At 43.0% G+C, this 15,036-nt stretch carries 11 protein-coding genes and 1 pseudogene; 3 read left to right on the top strand and 9 right to left on the bottom strand.

Annotation, left to right across the window (positions count from 1 at the left end; all coding sequences use genetic code 11):
- Positions 1 to 3 precede the first annotated feature (3 nt).
- Positions 4 to 138, top strand: a pseudogene (locus tag GXP67_RS38065) (permease prefix domain 2-containing transporter); the annotation flags it as partial.
- Between the two features lie 311 nt (positions 139 to 449).
- Positions 450 to 2,666, top strand: coding sequence for an FtsX-like permease family protein (locus GXP67_RS26750; protein ID WP_317170074.1), 2,217 nt, complete (start codon positions 450 to 452; stop codon positions 2,664 to 2,666).
- An 88-nt stretch (positions 2,667 to 2,754) separates the two neighbouring features.
- Here GXP67_RS26750 and GXP67_RS26745 read toward each other — a convergent pair whose 3' ends face one another.
- From GXP67_RS26745 to GXP67_RS26730, 4 genes are all read right to left on the bottom strand, one after another.
- On the bottom strand, positions 2,755 to 3,255 hold the full coding sequence (locus tag GXP67_RS26745; RefSeq protein ID WP_162445962.1) for a group II truncated hemoglobin: 501 nt from the start codon (positions 3,253 to 3,255) through the stop codon (positions 2,755 to 2,757).
- A 259-nt stretch (positions 3,256 to 3,514) separates the two neighbouring features.
- Entirely contained in the window at positions 3,515 to 7,867 is a 4,353-nt protein-coding gene (locus GXP67_RS26740; protein ID WP_162445961.1) for a GEVED domain-containing protein, read from the bottom strand.
- 677 nt (positions 7,868 to 8,544) lie between these two features.
- Positions 8,545 to 9,189 carry a LuxR C-terminal-related transcriptional regulator gene (locus GXP67_RS26735; RefSeq protein WP_162445960.1) on the bottom strand — a complete coding sequence of 215 codons (645 nt, stop codon included), beginning with the start codon at positions 9,187 to 9,189 and terminating at the stop codon, positions 8,545 to 8,547.
- Positions 9,190 to 9,305: 116 nt separating this feature from the next.
- Positions 9,306 to 10,256: an EamA family transporter gene (locus GXP67_RS26730; RefSeq protein WP_162445959.1), complete on the bottom strand. Its 951-nt coding sequence runs from the start codon at positions 10,254 to 10,256 to the stop codon at positions 9,306 to 9,308.
- Positions 10,257 to 10,381: 125 nt separating this feature from the next.
- Here GXP67_RS26730 and GXP67_RS26725 point away from each other — a divergent pair, with 125 nt between their 5' ends.
- Complete coding sequence (locus GXP67_RS26725) at positions 10,382 to 10,999, top strand: CGNR zinc finger domain-containing protein (protein ID WP_162445958.1); 618 nt, start codon at positions 10,382 to 10,384, stop codon at positions 10,997 to 10,999.
- A 164-nt stretch (positions 11,000 to 11,163) separates the two neighbouring features.
- Here GXP67_RS26725 and GXP67_RS26720 read toward each other — a convergent pair whose 3' ends face one another.
- From GXP67_RS26720 to GXP67_RS26700, 5 genes are all read right to left on the bottom strand, one after another.
- Complete coding sequence (locus GXP67_RS26720) at positions 11,164 to 11,673, bottom strand: SRPBCC family protein (RefSeq protein WP_162445957.1); 510 nt, start codon at positions 11,671 to 11,673, stop codon at positions 11,164 to 11,166.
- A complete protein-coding gene (locus GXP67_RS26715) occupies positions 11,670 to 11,990 on the bottom strand; it encodes an ArsR/SmtB family transcription factor (RefSeq protein WP_162445956.1) in 321 nt (106 codons plus the stop codon). Before GXP67_RS26715 ends, GXP67_RS26720 begins: the two co-directional genes overlap by 4 nt.
- A 202-nt stretch (positions 11,991 to 12,192) precedes the next feature.
- Complete coding sequence (locus GXP67_RS26710) at positions 12,193 to 12,762, bottom strand: shikimate kinase (RefSeq protein ID WP_162445955.1); 570 nt, start codon at positions 12,760 to 12,762, stop codon at positions 12,193 to 12,195.
- Positions 12,747 to 13,229, bottom strand: coding sequence for a GNAT family N-acetyltransferase (locus GXP67_RS26705; protein WP_162445954.1), 483 nt, complete (start codon positions 13,227 to 13,229; stop codon positions 12,747 to 12,749). Before GXP67_RS26705 ends, GXP67_RS26710 begins: the two co-directional genes overlap by 16 nt.
- Before the next feature lie 159 nt (positions 13,230 to 13,388).
- Complete coding sequence (locus tag GXP67_RS26700; protein ID WP_162445953.1) at positions 13,389 to 15,032, bottom strand: RagB/SusD family nutrient uptake outer membrane protein; 1,644 nt, start codon at positions 15,030 to 15,032, stop codon at positions 13,389 to 13,391.
- Positions 15,033 to 15,036: the final 4 nt, after the last annotated feature.

Genomic DNA, 15,036 nt, shown 5'->3' with positions numbered 1-15,036 from the left:
GCCATGACACCACAACCACCCCACTGGATTATATGGCTGCTCCGATGGCTTCATCCTGCTAATACCCTGGAAGAAGTAGAAGGCGATCTGGCAGAGTTGTACGCTTACTGGCAGCAGCAATCCGGTAAAAAGGTGGCCGATTTACAATATATAGTGGCTGTACTTTCGGTAGTTCCACCATTTGTCCGCAGGCGCAAATCAAACTATTCCTATACACAAACATCCACTTTTCATCCTGGTATGCTAAAAAATTATCTAACGGTTGCTATGCGCAATCTCGTCAAACATAAATCTTACTCTGTTATTAACATTGGTGGACTTTCCATAGGGATGGCTGTAGCCATGCTTATTGGCTTATGGATTCACGATGAACTTTCTTTCAACACCTATCACCAGCACTATGATCATATTGCCCAGGTGATGAAGCGTGACTCTAATAAAGGCAGCATATGGGTGGGCGGAAGTCTGCAATATCCGCTGGCAACCGAACTGCAAACCAGTTACCGCAACCAGTTCAAACACATCATCCGGTCGTCCTGGACACAAGACTATATCCTCACAGGGGGGAAACGAAAGTATCCAAAACGGGTGTTTTTATGGACCCGGCTGCTCCGGAAATGTTCACCCTCAAGATGCTGGAAGGAAGCTGGAGCGGCCTTAGTAATCCGCATTCTGTTTTGCTTTCAGCGTCTACGGCCAAAGCTTTATTTGGCGATAAAAATCCTATGAGTGAACGGGTAAAAATCAATACAGATGTGTATGTACACGTAACCGGTGTGTATGAAGACCTTCCGCATAACTCCAGATTTCACCGGATTCAATTTTTTGCACCTTTCGTTTTGTGGGAGACCATGAATGAGTGGATCAAGCAACGGGCCATCAATGACTGGTCGAATCATTTTCTCACGATGTATGCCCAGATCAATCCTGCCAGCAGTTTTAAAGCAGTTTCTCAACAGATCAAAGATGCTTCGCTTAATAAGATCAGGAACCTGGAGGGATATAAGGATTTAGCTGCACAAAAACCACAGATTTTGCTTCATCCGATGAGTCAATGGCATTTATATGGTGAATTTGAAGATGGAGTGGCAAATACAGGACCTGTTCGGTTTGTCTGGCTGGTGGGTATGATCGGCGGATTTGTGCTGTTATTAGCCTGTATCAATTTCATGAACCTTTCTACCGCCCGCTCCGAGAAAAGGGCCAAAGAAGTAGGTGTACGGAAAACCCTGGGTTCGGTACGGAAACAATTGATCAGCCAGTTCTTTAGCGAATCCTTTCTGGTAACAATACTTGCCTTTCTGGTAGCCATTTTACTGGCTAGTCTTGCTTTGCCCCTTTTTAATGAAATAGCCGATAAACAGATGCAGATGCTGTGGACGAATGGTTGGTTCTGGCTAGGTAGCCTGCTGTTTATTTTCCTCACTGGTATTCTGGCCGGAAGTTATCCGGCACTATATTTATCTTCCTTCAATCCTGTAAAAGTGCTCAAAGGTACATTCCGGGCAGGCAGGCTGGCGGCTATTCCCAGGCAGGTACTGGTGGTAATACAATTCAGCATTTCTGCTACACTGATTATCTGTACCATGATTGTGTATAACCAGATTCAGTTTGGCAAGAGCCGCCCGGTGGGTTATAACCGGGATGGGCTTATTACCATGGAAATGAAGTCGAAAGATTATCAGGGAAAATACGACTTGCTGAGAACAGAACTAAAAAATACCGGCGTAGTAGAAGAAATGTCTCAGTCGATGGGAAAAGTGACACAAGTTTATTCAGGCAATAATGGATTCACCTGGAAGGGCAAAGACCCGAATATTGATGATAGCTTTGGCACCCTGGCTGTAACATCTGACCATGGCAAAACCGTAGGCTGGCAGTTTATAGCCGGGCGGGATTTTTCCAGAGAACTAGCGGGTGATTCTTCCGGGATGGTCATTAATGAAAGTGCGGCCAGATATATGGGGCTGGAAAATCCAGTAGGAGAAACCGTAAGCTGGAAATGGTGGCGAAGCGGAGAAGTAAAGCAATATATCATCCTGGGTGTGATCAAAGATATGGTAATGGAATCGCCTTATGAGCCTATCGAACCTACTTTATTCTACCTGAAAGGATTTAATGGGTCTGTCAACTGGATCAATATTAAAATCAAACCTACAGCGAGTGCTAGTGTGGCCTTACCTAAAATAGAAACTGTATTCAAACAACTTATTCCTTCTGCTCCCTTCGATTATCAGTTTGTGGATGAGGAATATGCCAGGAAATTCGCTGCTGAAGAACGCATTGGCAAACTGGCTACTTTATTTGCCACACTTGCCATTCTGATCTCTTGCCTGGGCTTATTCGGGCTCGCTTCGTTTACAGCTGAACAACGCACCAAAGAAATAGGAGTCCGCAAGGTATTAGGCGCCTCAGTGAAAGATGTGTGGTTGTTGCTATCCAAGGATTTTGTACGTCTGGTATTCATCGCTTTGTGTATATCTGCTCCCATCGCTTATTATTGTATGTATCGCTGGCTGGAAAACTATGAATACCGGACTACTATCTCCCTTTGGATTTTTGCTGTTGCCAGTGGAGGTGCTATACTTGTTACTTTATTAACGGTAAGTTATCAGGCCATCAAAGCCGCTTTGATGAATCCGGTACAATCTTTACGGAATGAGTAAATACTGTATTATAAATTATGTATGTCATGTAGTTGATTTGTAAAGCTTTGTGATACATATTTTACCAGCTACACACAACAAATTAGTATTATTCCGATGGTGCCTGATAAGGACCGCCTACTTCACCCCATCCCCATTTGGGCATAGGCTCAGTGGTAATAGGATTAATATCGGATTGAGAATTGAGTACGGCCAGCCTGGTGCCCCATTCCAGATATGCTACAAAAGCAGAACGGAATTCAGGGTCATCGGGCAGGTTAATCTCATCCGCACTTTCTAAGAGTAAAGCTATCCATCTTTGGCGCTGCGTTTGCGTGAGGCGGCGGCTGATATGATGGCTTACCATTTCTGCATGGGCACTGTTGCCAGCCAGTTCGCTATAGCGCTTGGGTCCGCCAAAAACCTCTGCAACAAAAAAAGCCACATGCTCCGGATGATCGGGCGACATATGCCGGAATACCTCTGATAACAGTTCGTCTTCCTTTACTTTTGCGTAAAAAATACTAGTCAACCGCTGAAAAGCTTCCATGCCACCTGCCCATTCATATAAACTGGGTGGCGTTGGTTTTGTAGAATCGTTATTAGTCATAGCTTAATATGTATAGAAGTTTTATTCTTTTCCTGCTCTGGCAGACGTTTGAGTGCAGCATTTTACTTTAGCAGTTTACAAAAATAATTTTATATTCATAAGTCAGGTAGCAGGACTATTTTTTTACCAAAAAGGTATACCCTTTAGCGTATGGTTCGATCTATTATTTCACGTTCATATACTAAGAAAAAAGTGAATGGTGGAACACTGAATTGTTCCACCATTCACTTAATATAAAAACCTTCTACTACTATTGAACTCAATCCAGGAGAATAACTTTTGTATACGTAGTAGCACTTAGGCTGCCTATCCGGATGATATACATTCCCGGTTTTTCTGAGCTTGTCTGCCAGGTTATTTCGTAAGGCTTGCCTGCTTCCGCTTCTCCGATGAATAAGCTTTTTACTTCATTGCCTACTATGTCATACACCTTCACTTCTACCAATTCTGTATTTGGCAAGGTAAACGCTATGGTAGTTTTTCCTTTGAATGGATTAGGCCAGGCCTTTAACTGGATCGATTCCTCTGCCACTTCCGGTGATTCAGTAGCTACCCTGGCTTCTGCTTCAGTTGTAAAACTAACGGTTGAACCGGTAGCGGCTATTTTGACCATCCAGTAATCAGTGCCTCCCTGTGAAGCCTGGCTCTTGTCTCCGCCTATGCCCGAATCTGAACGGCCTGCCAGTAAGTATCCTCCTTCAGAAGTTTGTAGTACAGTTCTTAACTCTTCAGCGGCTGAACCTCCAAAACGTTTATCCCACTGCTTGGTGCCTGTAGAGGTGATTTTAATAGCCCAGTAATCCTGTCCGCCTTGTGATGCCTGACTCTTATCTCCACTTACGCCAGAATCTGATTTACCACCTATTAAGAATCCACCATCTGAGGTAGCTATAAGTGACCTGAGATCCTCAGTCAAGCTGCCGCCAAAACGTTTATCCCATTGCTTAGTACCTGTGGAGTTAATTTTAATCACCCAGTAATCCTGTCCGCCTTGAGAAGTTTGACTCTTATCTCCACTCACACCAGAAGTGGATATGCCGCCTATCAAATACCCATCCGAAACAGCCACCATGGCATTGGCATCTTCATTGCCTGTTCCGCCAAATCGCTTATCCCATACCTTACCTCCTGTAGAATTGATCTTGATCACCCAGAAATCTCTGCCGCCTTGGGAAGCCTGGCTTTTATCTCCACTCAAACCGGAAGCCGATCTTCCAGCCAATACGATGCTGCCATCAGAATTCACTACGGACGCTTCTACAAAATCATCGCCTGAGCCACCAAAACGTTTATCCCATACTTTCCCACCTGTGGAGTTAATTTTAATCACCCAATAATCGGTGAGTCCCTGAGAAGCCTGCGATTTATCTCCACTGATGCCTGAAGCAGAATACCCTGTCAGCATATATTCTCCGGAAGATAATTGATGCAAGGTGTGCAAGTCATCATTGGCTGAGCCGCCGAAACGCTTGTCCCATTGTTTAGCACCTGTAGAAGAGATTTTCACTATCCAGTAATCCTGTCCGCCTTGGGAAGCCTGTGACTTATCTCCTGAAATACCTGACTGAGAGTTACCTCCTAATAAATAGCCGCCATCAGAAGTACGGATGATCGTATTCAGGTAATCTCCGGCTGAACCCCCAAAACGTTTGTCCCACTGTTTATTACCAGACGCGTCTGTTTTTACAATCCAGTAATCCTGTGCCCCTTGCGAAGCTTGTGTTTTGTCGCCACTGATGGCTGAGGTAGAATGTCCGCCCAAGAGATAACCCCCATCTGAGGTTTTGATCACCACACTGAAATTATCTGAACCGCTGCCGCCAAAACGTTTGTTCCACTGGGAGGAAGAAGTTACTGTTCCTTCATTGATGGTAATGGTGTAATCTTCTGTCTCTCCGCCAGTCATAAATTGTGTACAGGATTCACTAGCTGCAAAAGCAGCATTGTACCTAGATCTGACTCTCATTCTGCGCTGCCCTGTAGAAACTGTAGAAGGAATTGTTATATTGGTACTATACTGGGTAGTACCTGCTGAGGGCGAAACATAGACAAGCTCACCTGAATCATTAAAATCATTATCATTATTATAGTCGATCCATACCCCAAAGCCTTGTGGCGAAATGGTGCCTGACTGCACTTTTAATGGATAGGTCTTTCCTTTGCTTACTGTAGTGGTCAGTGTACCGGTAGGAGGATTGTTGATATACCCATTTACGGAGGCTCCTTCCATATTACAGCCGGTGTTGTTATTGACCAGGGTATTGAAACTGAAATTATTGATATAATCTCCTAATTGACAGTTGGCTTCCGGTATACAATACCCGATGGTAATGGTATAGTCTTCAACTTCACCTATTGTGTATTTTGCACACCACTCACTGGCAGCAGGTATTGCAAAGTACTTAGTTCTTACACGCATTCGTCTCTGACCGGCTGTTACGGTAGAGGGAATAGTTATCGTACCTGTAAATACACCGGTTCCGGCAGAGGGCGTCTTATATACAAATTCACCACTGTCTGAAAAATCACTATCATTATTATAGTCGATCCATACCCCAAAGCCTTGCGAATGATTAGCTCCTGCCTGCATACTAATGGTATAACTCTGTCCTTTCTGAAGCACCGTGGTTTTTGATTCGTAAGGATCATAATTAATATAATTAGACGTTTGCCCATTACAGCCAGAGCCGTTGTTTACCAAAGTATGTAAGCTAAAATTATTGATATAGTCTCCGGTAGAACAAGGATTCTCAATGACAGGAATACAATAGTTAGACAATACCCAGCTGCCAGCACTTTTGCCAGTTCCGGCTGCATTGGATACATAAATAGGTCCGCTGCTTGCCCCAGCCGGAGAAGTAGCCACAATAGTAGTTTCGTTTACCACTGTGAACTGAGCACTTACTCCATTAAAGGTAACTGATCCGGCACCCAGAAAATTTTTCCCAGTGATCGTCACGCTGGTTCCTACTGGGCCGCCTACTGGTTCAAATCCCGAAACCAGAGGGATACCCTGAATAAATTGTAAAGCCCTGAATGCATTCACCCGGCCATAGCCCATTTCATTATTCCAGGTGCCATAGGGGTGTCCGGCTAAAGTCAGGTATTCATAACCACCAGCTTTGTCAGCCGACTTTAACAGGCCAATCATGTAGTTAAGCGCACCGTATCCAGGGCGGAGAGAAGCCATCAAGCCCACCACGCCTGCTGTTATCGGACAAGCAGCAGAGGTACCCCCAAAATTCGTATAATTATCGAGAGAACTGCCTGCAAGTCCGGTACGGTCAACGGTAAGGATATTTACTCCTGGCGCTACAATATCCAGCAGGCTCCCATAATTTGAAAAATCAGCCCTTTTATCTATATTGTTAGAGGCACCTACGCCTACCACATCCGAAAAACCAGCTGGATATACAGTAGGGCTATTCAAACCAGTGTTCATCGTAGAAGCCAAGACCACAGCACCTAAGCCATTCCTACTATTAAAACGCATTTTTGTATAGCTTCCTTCTACAGAAGCTCCCAGCGTTGCGCCAAGGCCATAACTATTGCTGACCGCCACTACGCCTGGTGCCGCAATTACTTTTTCTGCCGCTCTGGCGATGATGGTACTATTCGAACTAAAATTTAGCCCTATTGCATTAAAACCTATACAAACAGGCATTACCTTGATATTAAATCCTACACCAGCAACCCCAAGCGTATTATTGGTGGTAGCGCCAATTAAACCGGCGCAAGGAGTGCCGTGGTTGGCATCTGCATTTTCAGGAGAGGGATCGTTATCATCGTTTACCGCATCATAGGGGTTTACAAATTTACCCTTCATATCTTCATGGGCCAGATCATATCCGTTGCCATCTATGACGGCTACGGTTACAGCAGGAGATCCCATCGTCAGGTTCCATGCTTCCGGCGCATCAATATCGGCATCAGTAGCCTGGTGTAAAAACCATTGTCCGGAAAACAAATAATCAGTCGGGGTATAGTGATTTTGAGCCGTAAATGTAAAATCAGGGTCGGCAAATTCTACCTGTCCGCCTTCAAACAAGCTATTGGCAGTGTTAAATACTTTTCCTCCTTTGCTCACCGCTACTACATACTGTATCCTGTCCCCTAAGTTGATTTCTTCTACGATCGTTGATTTGTTGTTCTTCAGAAAAGCTTTAATCTGCGCCAGGTCAGCGCCTTTTTTGATAGAAAAGTGAAATTTATTGCTGACATATACTATGTCTTTGCCAATCATAAAAGCAGGATAGGCTGTGATCACATCCGGATTATTTTTGAGCTGTTTTTCCACCTGCCCATAACTGCCAGCTAAGCCAGTTTGTCCGGCATTTACTTTATAGCGCACGGCATTTACAGGAGCAAATACATCTGCCTGTTCGGGTTTTGCTATTTCTTTGAGAAAACTACCGGCTATGGTTTTGCTTTTAGCCAGACTCGGTTTAGTAGCGAACGTGACAAAAATCTCATCCTGTTTGGGTGTGAGCTCTACTTTTTTCCCATTCAGGTAATAGGCATACTCTTCGGTACCTGTTTGCTGTGTTTGGGCAGGTGCTGAAAAGTATAGCAACAATAAGCATAAGTAAATGGTAATACTCGTTAATTTCATGGTTTGTTGGACTAGTTAAAATTTTAAAATAATTTCTGTTTGAGGCCATCTCCTACCCTACCGGGCAAAACTTTCCCTTCAGCAGCTTTCCGGATGGATGTATCTCACCAGAGAAATACTGCTTTTCAAGCATTGATTCTTACGAAAGGGCATAGCTGATCCTCCAGGTGTAAACTCACTTGTGGGTAGCTGTAAAAGCTTTTTATCCGCCTTTCAGTAAAGATCAGCTATGGGTTATAAAGCCGTGTAGTAGAGGAGTAAATAAGGAGAAGAGCATTGCAAGTGCAGGGGAGCATATTCATTTGGGTATTTGCTTTGTTAGTAATCACTTCCTGTTTTAAATTAGTAAAGTTCAGAATGTAGGGTAGGGAAATTTTCTCTCAACAAGTAAAGAATCAATTATTGGATATTGCCGGAAGGCAGCCATTTATGAAAATTAGATGTATGTTTAATTTTCATTCCTTTTGTATTCATTTCTCTACTTAGTGGTTAGGAAGTAAGGTATTCAAGCATGTATGAATGAGTATCCTATGGCAGGAAAGGTTAGCAGGGAGGCAATAAAATTTTTATAAAAATTTTATTGCCTCCCTGCTAAGTATTTGTTTGTATGTTTAGTGAGGCGTTGGTATTGGGATGATTAGAGTCGTTTTTCCGTAGGTAGAACCATTAGATTCTGTTTAAATGATTTTTTCATAGAGTGCCTTTTGTATCGCTTCTGCTTTGGAATGGACTTCCAGTTTCCAGTAAATATTTTTGATATGCGACCGTACGGTTTCTTTATCTATGAATAATGCGTCTGCAATAGCCAGATAGGTTTTTCCTCTGGCTAACAGTTCCAGAACCTGTACCTCTCTCGGACTAAGAACTGAAGATGTATTTTTGTGGAAAGAACCCACCACTACCTTGGCAATAGAAGGGCTCAAAGGTGCTCCTCCTTCAAACACTTCTTTAATGGATTCAAGCAGTTTCACCGGCGAACTATCTCTGGTAATGTATCCGTCAATTCCTGCTTTCAGCAGTTGAAGTATAGCCTCTTCCGTTTCTATATCGGTAAAAAGTATCAATTTAGTTTTGGGCGATATTCCTTTAATTTTTCTGATGAATTCCGGATAAGCAGATCCTGCCTGATGATCTTTATAACAATCCATGGCTGCAAACACCACATCCGAATGTTTTTCTTTCAGATGAGTGATCAGATTCAGACCTGACTTATACGAACCTACTACCTGATATCCATAGGTGCTGTCCATCATGGCACGAAGCCCTTCTCTTAAACCATCCTCACATGCCAGTACGCTTATTGTAATATATTTATTCAGCATGGTTTTATTAGAAATAAATTCAGTGTATTCAATCAATCTAATTTTCTAGGGGCAGGTAAATTTCAGATACTTGTATTTTGGTTATTCTAAGTTGATCCTACTCGTATAGCCGGCAATTAGGATGATTTCTGATAGGTAGGAATATTGACCAGAAGTACACCTGCCAGAATCAGCAGCAAGGAAATGATTTGCGGAAGCAACACTGGTTCGTGTGCGAATAGCCAACCCAATACCACCGCCACCACCGGATTGACATAGGTATGAGTACCCACCACAGCCGGAGGCCGTACTGTAAGCAGCCAGATATAGGCGGTATAGGCCACAATAGAACCCATCACAGACATATAAAATAACGCCATCCAGGCTCCTGTTGCTACTTTATCCCAGGCAAAGCCTTGCCAGTTTTCGGTAATACTGCTTACCAGCAAACAGAACACACCGGCTATAATTAGTTGCAAACTACTGTTCATCCAGAGGGAATGAGTAGTCGTGCGGTATTTGGAATATAAGGAACCAATTACCCAGGATACAGCGCCTACCAATACCACGATGATAGCAGTAATGCTTATCTGGTGAGCAAATAAGGACTCTCCCTGTTTTGGCCAAAGGAAAAGTACAAGAAAACCTGCCATTCCCAGGCATAAACCCATCACGATCCATTTATTAGAAAAATACTGCCGCCAAGCTTTTCTGTCCAGCACAATAAACCAGAAAGGCTCTGTCGCTATCAAGATAGCTGCAAGTCCGGAAGAAATATATTGCTCTGCCCAGATTATACTGCCTGTTCCTCCGGACAGCATCAGAATACCACTGATGCTATTTTTAGCAACTTCCCGCAGAGCCGGCAAACGTTCCCCACTCAACAGACATCCTGTGAGCAGGAGCCCGCCGGCCAGTAAGAAACGCAAACCTGCCAGCATGAAAGGCGGAAATCCTTGCAGGCCGATCAAAGCCGCCAGAAAAGTAGAACCCCAGATAAAATAAATAGCTGCAAAGGCAAGGATGATAAGCCAGCTTTGAGATATCACCTTAGCTGATGCCTGAACCACATTTTGTTGTGATGCCATATCATTCGTAATTAAAGTACATTATTACCATCAAAAAATATTTTGATGGTAATATTAACGAATTACTGGCAAAATGTGTTTAGGTAGTAAGAATTATTTTTTATATTTGTTTTAAAGCACTTTTTATGCATACTCCCAGAAGCATCCGGACGATTACCTTTGATGGCGGTTGCCTTTGCTTTGATTTTGTAAACACAGTAGGCTCCCGATATGAAGAGACTGTGCGAGAGTATCTGGTCCGGTATGATGATTTGCTGGTTTTTGCCCAACGGCAAGAGATTTTGCCAGAACAAACCTTAACACAGCTTAGTAAGTACGCGCAGGAACATGAAAGAGAGGCAAAGCGCATACTAGCAGACATAATAGATACCCGTGAAAATATGTACCTGCTTTTCTCTGCGATGGCTCATGGAAAATCTATTCCGCAACAGGTATTGGAATCTTTCAACAAAGACTTATTGAAGGGGTTCTCCCATATTGAATTTCAGGCAGAAAAGGATGGCCTGCAGGTAAGCTGGCGGATAGAGGAAACTGATTTATATTTACCCCTTCGTATGGCCCTTAAATCCGGCTATGATATTCTTACCAGACAGGAACCCAGGCGCATGAAGGAATGCAGTGGCTGCGGATGGCTGTTCTTAGATCAAAGCAAAAATAACACCCGCCGATGGTGCGATATGCAGGCTTGTGGAAGTATTGATAAATCCCGGAGTTATTATCAGCGCAAAAAGCAAAAAACGTAGATGAATAGAAATAGCAAGGATTCAAACACAAACAGGTATTGAATATCGTAAGAGAATTTGAAATTATTCCTCATCATACAAGAAAAAGCAGAGCTATTGAGGTTAATAGCTCTGCTCCCATTATACCAACCTGCTGCTGGCGGTAACTGTTCTTTTGTATCGTATTATTTTGATTTTACTGCCGAAGCCAACAACTCGTCTAATCCTTCCATAGCTTTTGACAATCCTTCTTTGAAACCCATCTGAAGAGTAGTTTCAAGTTGAGACAGATCATCGTAGGAAATGCAGATTTCTACCAGCGTTACCTGGCCTTTGTCAGAAAAGTTTATTTCCCATGTTGACTGAGGCATATCTTTATTCACATTACCTTCTGCATCTGCGAAAGCGTCTAATCCTGTGAAATTCTTTCGGGTTTGAATACTCTTATAATTTACCAGTGACCAATGTTCTTCGCCTTCTGGCCCTACCATCGCATAATGCCAACGTCCGCCTTCCCGGAAATCCATGGTTTTAGTTCTGGCTTTCCAGGGTTTGGGTGCCCACCATTGGTCAAGAATTTCGCTCTTTGTGTACGCATCCCAAACCAGAGGCAGTTCGACGGCAAATTCTCTTTTTACATCGATTGTGTTGTTTTCCTTGTTTACAGAAAAATCAAATGCTAAGTTGTTGTTCATTTTTTATTGTTTTTGATGGTTAATAATACACTGTCAAGCTGATTGAAACGGCTTTCCCATAACTTTCTGAATTGTTCAAGCCAGTTTTCAATTTCTTTCATTTTGCTTACTTCCAGTTGATAGTAAATTTCCCGCCCCTGATGTTCTTGTCTTACCAGCTGGCATTCGGTTAATATGCGCAGATGTTTGGAAACCGCTTGCCGGGTAGTGTCAAAATGTTCGGCAATGGCGTTTGGAGTCATTGCCTGGGTAGCTATCAATACAATAATTGCCCTTCTTGTCGGATCAGCAATGGCTTGAAACACATCTCTTCTCATGGATCTAATAATTTATTTTGCGAAACCGATCAGTTGCAAATATACGCAACTAATCGGTTTCGCAAAATTTTTAAGCATATTTTTTCTGGTTCAAAACCTGCAGGAAGTGAAATTAAGGTTGATTGATCTAAATGGTTTGGGTACTGAAATGAGGAAGTAAGATGTTACGAGTTAAATACGGCTTCTTCAATGAATGATTTGATTACAGGTGTTGTGTAATTGACAATACTTCGTCACACACGATTGATGGACTTTTATCTTTCGTAAACACAATATGCTTTGCCAGCGTCCAATTGGAAGGATGTTCGATAAAAAGCTTTAATAACCCGACCATGTCTTCATCGGGTGTTTTGCCCCGTTCTTTAAAACGATTTACCAGGTACGCCAGTGACTCAGCATGGTCTCTGGATGGAATCAGCAGAACTACATTCTCACAATTATTTAATGCATCCTGCACCTTGGCAAACAAGGCAGGATCTTCATATACCGACTGGCCAGCCCCGAAATGAAATACGCAATCCTGAAAGTCTGCTAACATGGCTACCACAGAACTGGCCTCAAAAGGCTTCCAATAGGGATAAATTCCGTTCCTAAACCCCTTTTCCTGACGCAATGCCTTTGCGTGAGCAATGCTATATCCTTGCTTATAGTAATAATACCAGCGGATATCATCTAACCCGATCGATTGTATCTGCAGTTTTTCCGACAGCAATAGGGCGGTAGTCGTTTTACCCACCCCCATCGGACCAATTAATATCACTTCTTTTCGCATAATAAATCTAATTTCATCACTATATCACACCGTGGGGAAACAGCCTGGCTGGCAATAGCTGAAAATCCGAACTTTTTATACAGGTTAATAGCTGCTTTCATACTATGCTCTGTTTCCAGTATTATTTGACTAAAGCCTGATTGCCTGGCTTTTTCAATGATCCGAGTTAGCAGCCGTGAACCCAGGCCCTTGCCCCTCTCGTTTTTCCGGACATACATTTTTCTCAACTTACAAATAGTATTGTCAATTTTCAGCAGCGCTATGGTGCCTATTATTTCTGATGCTTCATTCTCAAGTACTTCAAAAGTGCCCCCATTGTGCATATAAGACATTTCAATGTCCTGTAAATCCCGGTCTGATGATTCGGGGCTGTAGGTAAGATTAAATTCAGTAAGAGAACTTTTCACCAGTTCAATAATTACATTCCTGTCGCTATTGGTGGCTAACCGAAAATGTATAGCTTCCATTCTATCTCTTTTTAAATTATACACAATATAACGAACAAACATACACCTTACTGTTCCACCAATCGCCTTATTCATTCATAAACACAAAAGCCGTTGCTATCTAACAACGGCTTTTGTGTTTATGAATAGAGGTTTTATTGAAAAGCACCTATATCCTGCTTATTTTGGATTTCTGGTAGGAGCACTTCCCGGTTGAGCCGGATTATAGACTAATTCATTATCTGGCACATCCCAGTAATCGAGGAAGTTGTAATTGATGGTGGCATTGGTATTCAACTGACCAGTCTGACTGATTACAATAGCATTTGTACGTCCGCCGCCTTGAGAAATATCATCGATTACCCCCCAGCGCCGGGCATCGTAGAAAGAAAGACCTCTGAATGGCAGTGTAACTCTTCTTTCACGGCGAAGCTCTTCTTTTGCTGCTTCCAGGGATAAGCCTGTACCAGCCACTGGCGTTAAACCTGCCCCCTGATAGGTACGGACCTCATCTATCAACTGTAACCCTCCTTCAATATCGTTGCTGTATATTTTAGCTTCTGCCAGCATCAGTGCATTTTCTTCATAATTACCGGCCAGGATCAATTCATATTCACCAGGTGTACGGTTGCTTAATACAACTACACCTGGTAATCCATTGCCTCCATCCAGTAGCTGCCATCTGGTATTGAATGAATTGCCACGGGAAGACTCCCCTCTCCAGGGGCTTGCCAGCTGCAGAAAGTTATTCTCCAGTCGTTTATCGCCTGGTTTAAAATCCTGAATAAGTCTTTCGCTGATTTTATAGGTAATGCCACTGCCCGGATTATTTGTAGCTTTGGCTGCTACCGTGCCAGCGTTGGCTGAAAGGAAATCTCCGTTTTCATTAGAACGGCCGGTAAATACCAGATCAGTAGCTGTAATACCATTCCCAGCCAGGGTAAGAATCTCATTCCACTGGGCAGCTGTCATCGTTTTTACGGTAGTATTTACCAGAATATTTCTTGCTTTCATAGTATTGATATTGCGTACCCACATGTCAGGCGCTAGTATTCCTCCTTTGCCTACCTGATTAAAATCCGGGATCAGTTTGCCTAAGGTGGCCTGATAGTCAGCCTGGTTGCTGATAGCACCCAGAATAGTGGCTGCATTGTCAAAATTTGCAGTAGCTTCTGCTATGATTTGCTCTTTAGTTACATAGTTTCCATTGGTTTTGTTTGACTCATTGTTAATTAAGCCGGCATAATAAATTGATCCAATTCTTGAATAAGCAAACCCTTTCCAGAAATAGGCCCAGGCCTTTACTGTGTTCTTCTTTGTTTCGGCGTCTCCTGAAAAACTGGCTTGCTCTATGGAATTAAGTACCGTATTCATCGCATTATTCATTCCATACATGTACGCCCACTCATAGAAAATGGTATTTTGCCCGGCGTTTGCATTTACATTGGCCTGACGGATGAGTGCAATCTGCTGGGCAGGTGAATTAGGATTTCCTACCCTGGTTCCATTATCCAGCAATAGATATTCAGGGGCGCCAATCTGGTTTCCGAACTGGTTAGCGGCTTCTTCGCCTATTACATCGCCCATTAATTCATGGAAGCCAATCGCGCCAGACCAGAAATAGCCAGGTACCCCATCATAATATTTGAGTTCTTTAAACCCATTTACATACACTCCCCCCTGTGCCAATGAAATAAGCCCAGACTCAGTTTGTGCACTAGCCAGGCCAGGCTGGTTAGGATTCTGAATATCTAACTGATCTTTGCAGGAAAAAAGAATACCTGAAAGAATAAGTATATAAGTATGAATAGTAGTTCGTTTCATGTGT

The organism is Rhodocytophaga rosea, assembly GCF_010119975.1.
Taxonomy (GTDB): Bacteria; Bacteroidota; Bacteroidia; order Cytophagales; family 172606-1; genus Rhodocytophaga; species Rhodocytophaga rosea.
Note: the sequence above shows the minus strand (reverse complement) of the source record. Positions and strands in the feature narration are given on the sequence as shown.

Excerpts from the sequence above, each read along its gene's own strand:
- GXP67_RS26750 (WP_317170074.1), top strand. The coding sequence starts at position 450 with ATGGGTGGGCGGAAGTCTGCAATATCCGCTGGCAACCGAACTGCAAAC.
- GXP67_RS26745 (WP_162445962.1), bottom strand. The coding sequence starts at position 3,255 with ATGACTAATAACGATTCTACAAAACCAACGCCACCCAGTTTATATGAA.
- GXP67_RS26740 (WP_162445961.1), bottom strand. The coding sequence starts at position 7,867 with ATGAAATTAACGAGTATTACCATTTACTTATGCTTATTGTTGCTATAC.
- GXP67_RS26735 (WP_162445960.1), bottom strand. The coding sequence starts at position 9,189 with ATGCTGAATAAATATATTACAATAAGCGTACTGGCATGTGAGGATGGT.
- GXP67_RS26730 (WP_162445959.1), bottom strand. The coding sequence starts at position 10,256 with ATGGCATCACAACAAAATGTGGTTCAGGCATCAGCTAAGGTGATATCT.
- GXP67_RS26725 (WP_162445958.1), top strand. The coding sequence starts at position 10,382 with ATGCATACTCCCAGAAGCATCCGGACGATTACCTTTGATGGCGGTTGC.
- GXP67_RS26720 (WP_162445957.1), bottom strand. The coding sequence starts at position 11,673 with ATGAACAACAACTTAGCATTTGATTTTTCTGTAAACAAGGAAAACAAC.
- GXP67_RS26715 (WP_162445956.1), bottom strand. The coding sequence starts at position 11,990 with ATGAGAAGAGATGTGTTTCAAGCCATTGCTGATCCGACAAGAAGGGCA.
- GXP67_RS26710 (WP_162445955.1), bottom strand. The coding sequence starts at position 12,762 with ATGCGAAAAGAAGTGATATTAATTGGTCCGATGGGGGTGGGTAAAACG.
- GXP67_RS26705 (WP_162445954.1), bottom strand. The coding sequence starts at position 13,229 with ATGGAAGCTATACATTTTCGGTTAGCCACCAATAGCGACAGGAATGTA.
- GXP67_RS26700 (WP_162445953.1), bottom strand. The coding sequence starts at position 15,032 with ATGAAACGAACTACTATTCATACTTATATACTTATTCTTTCAGGTATT.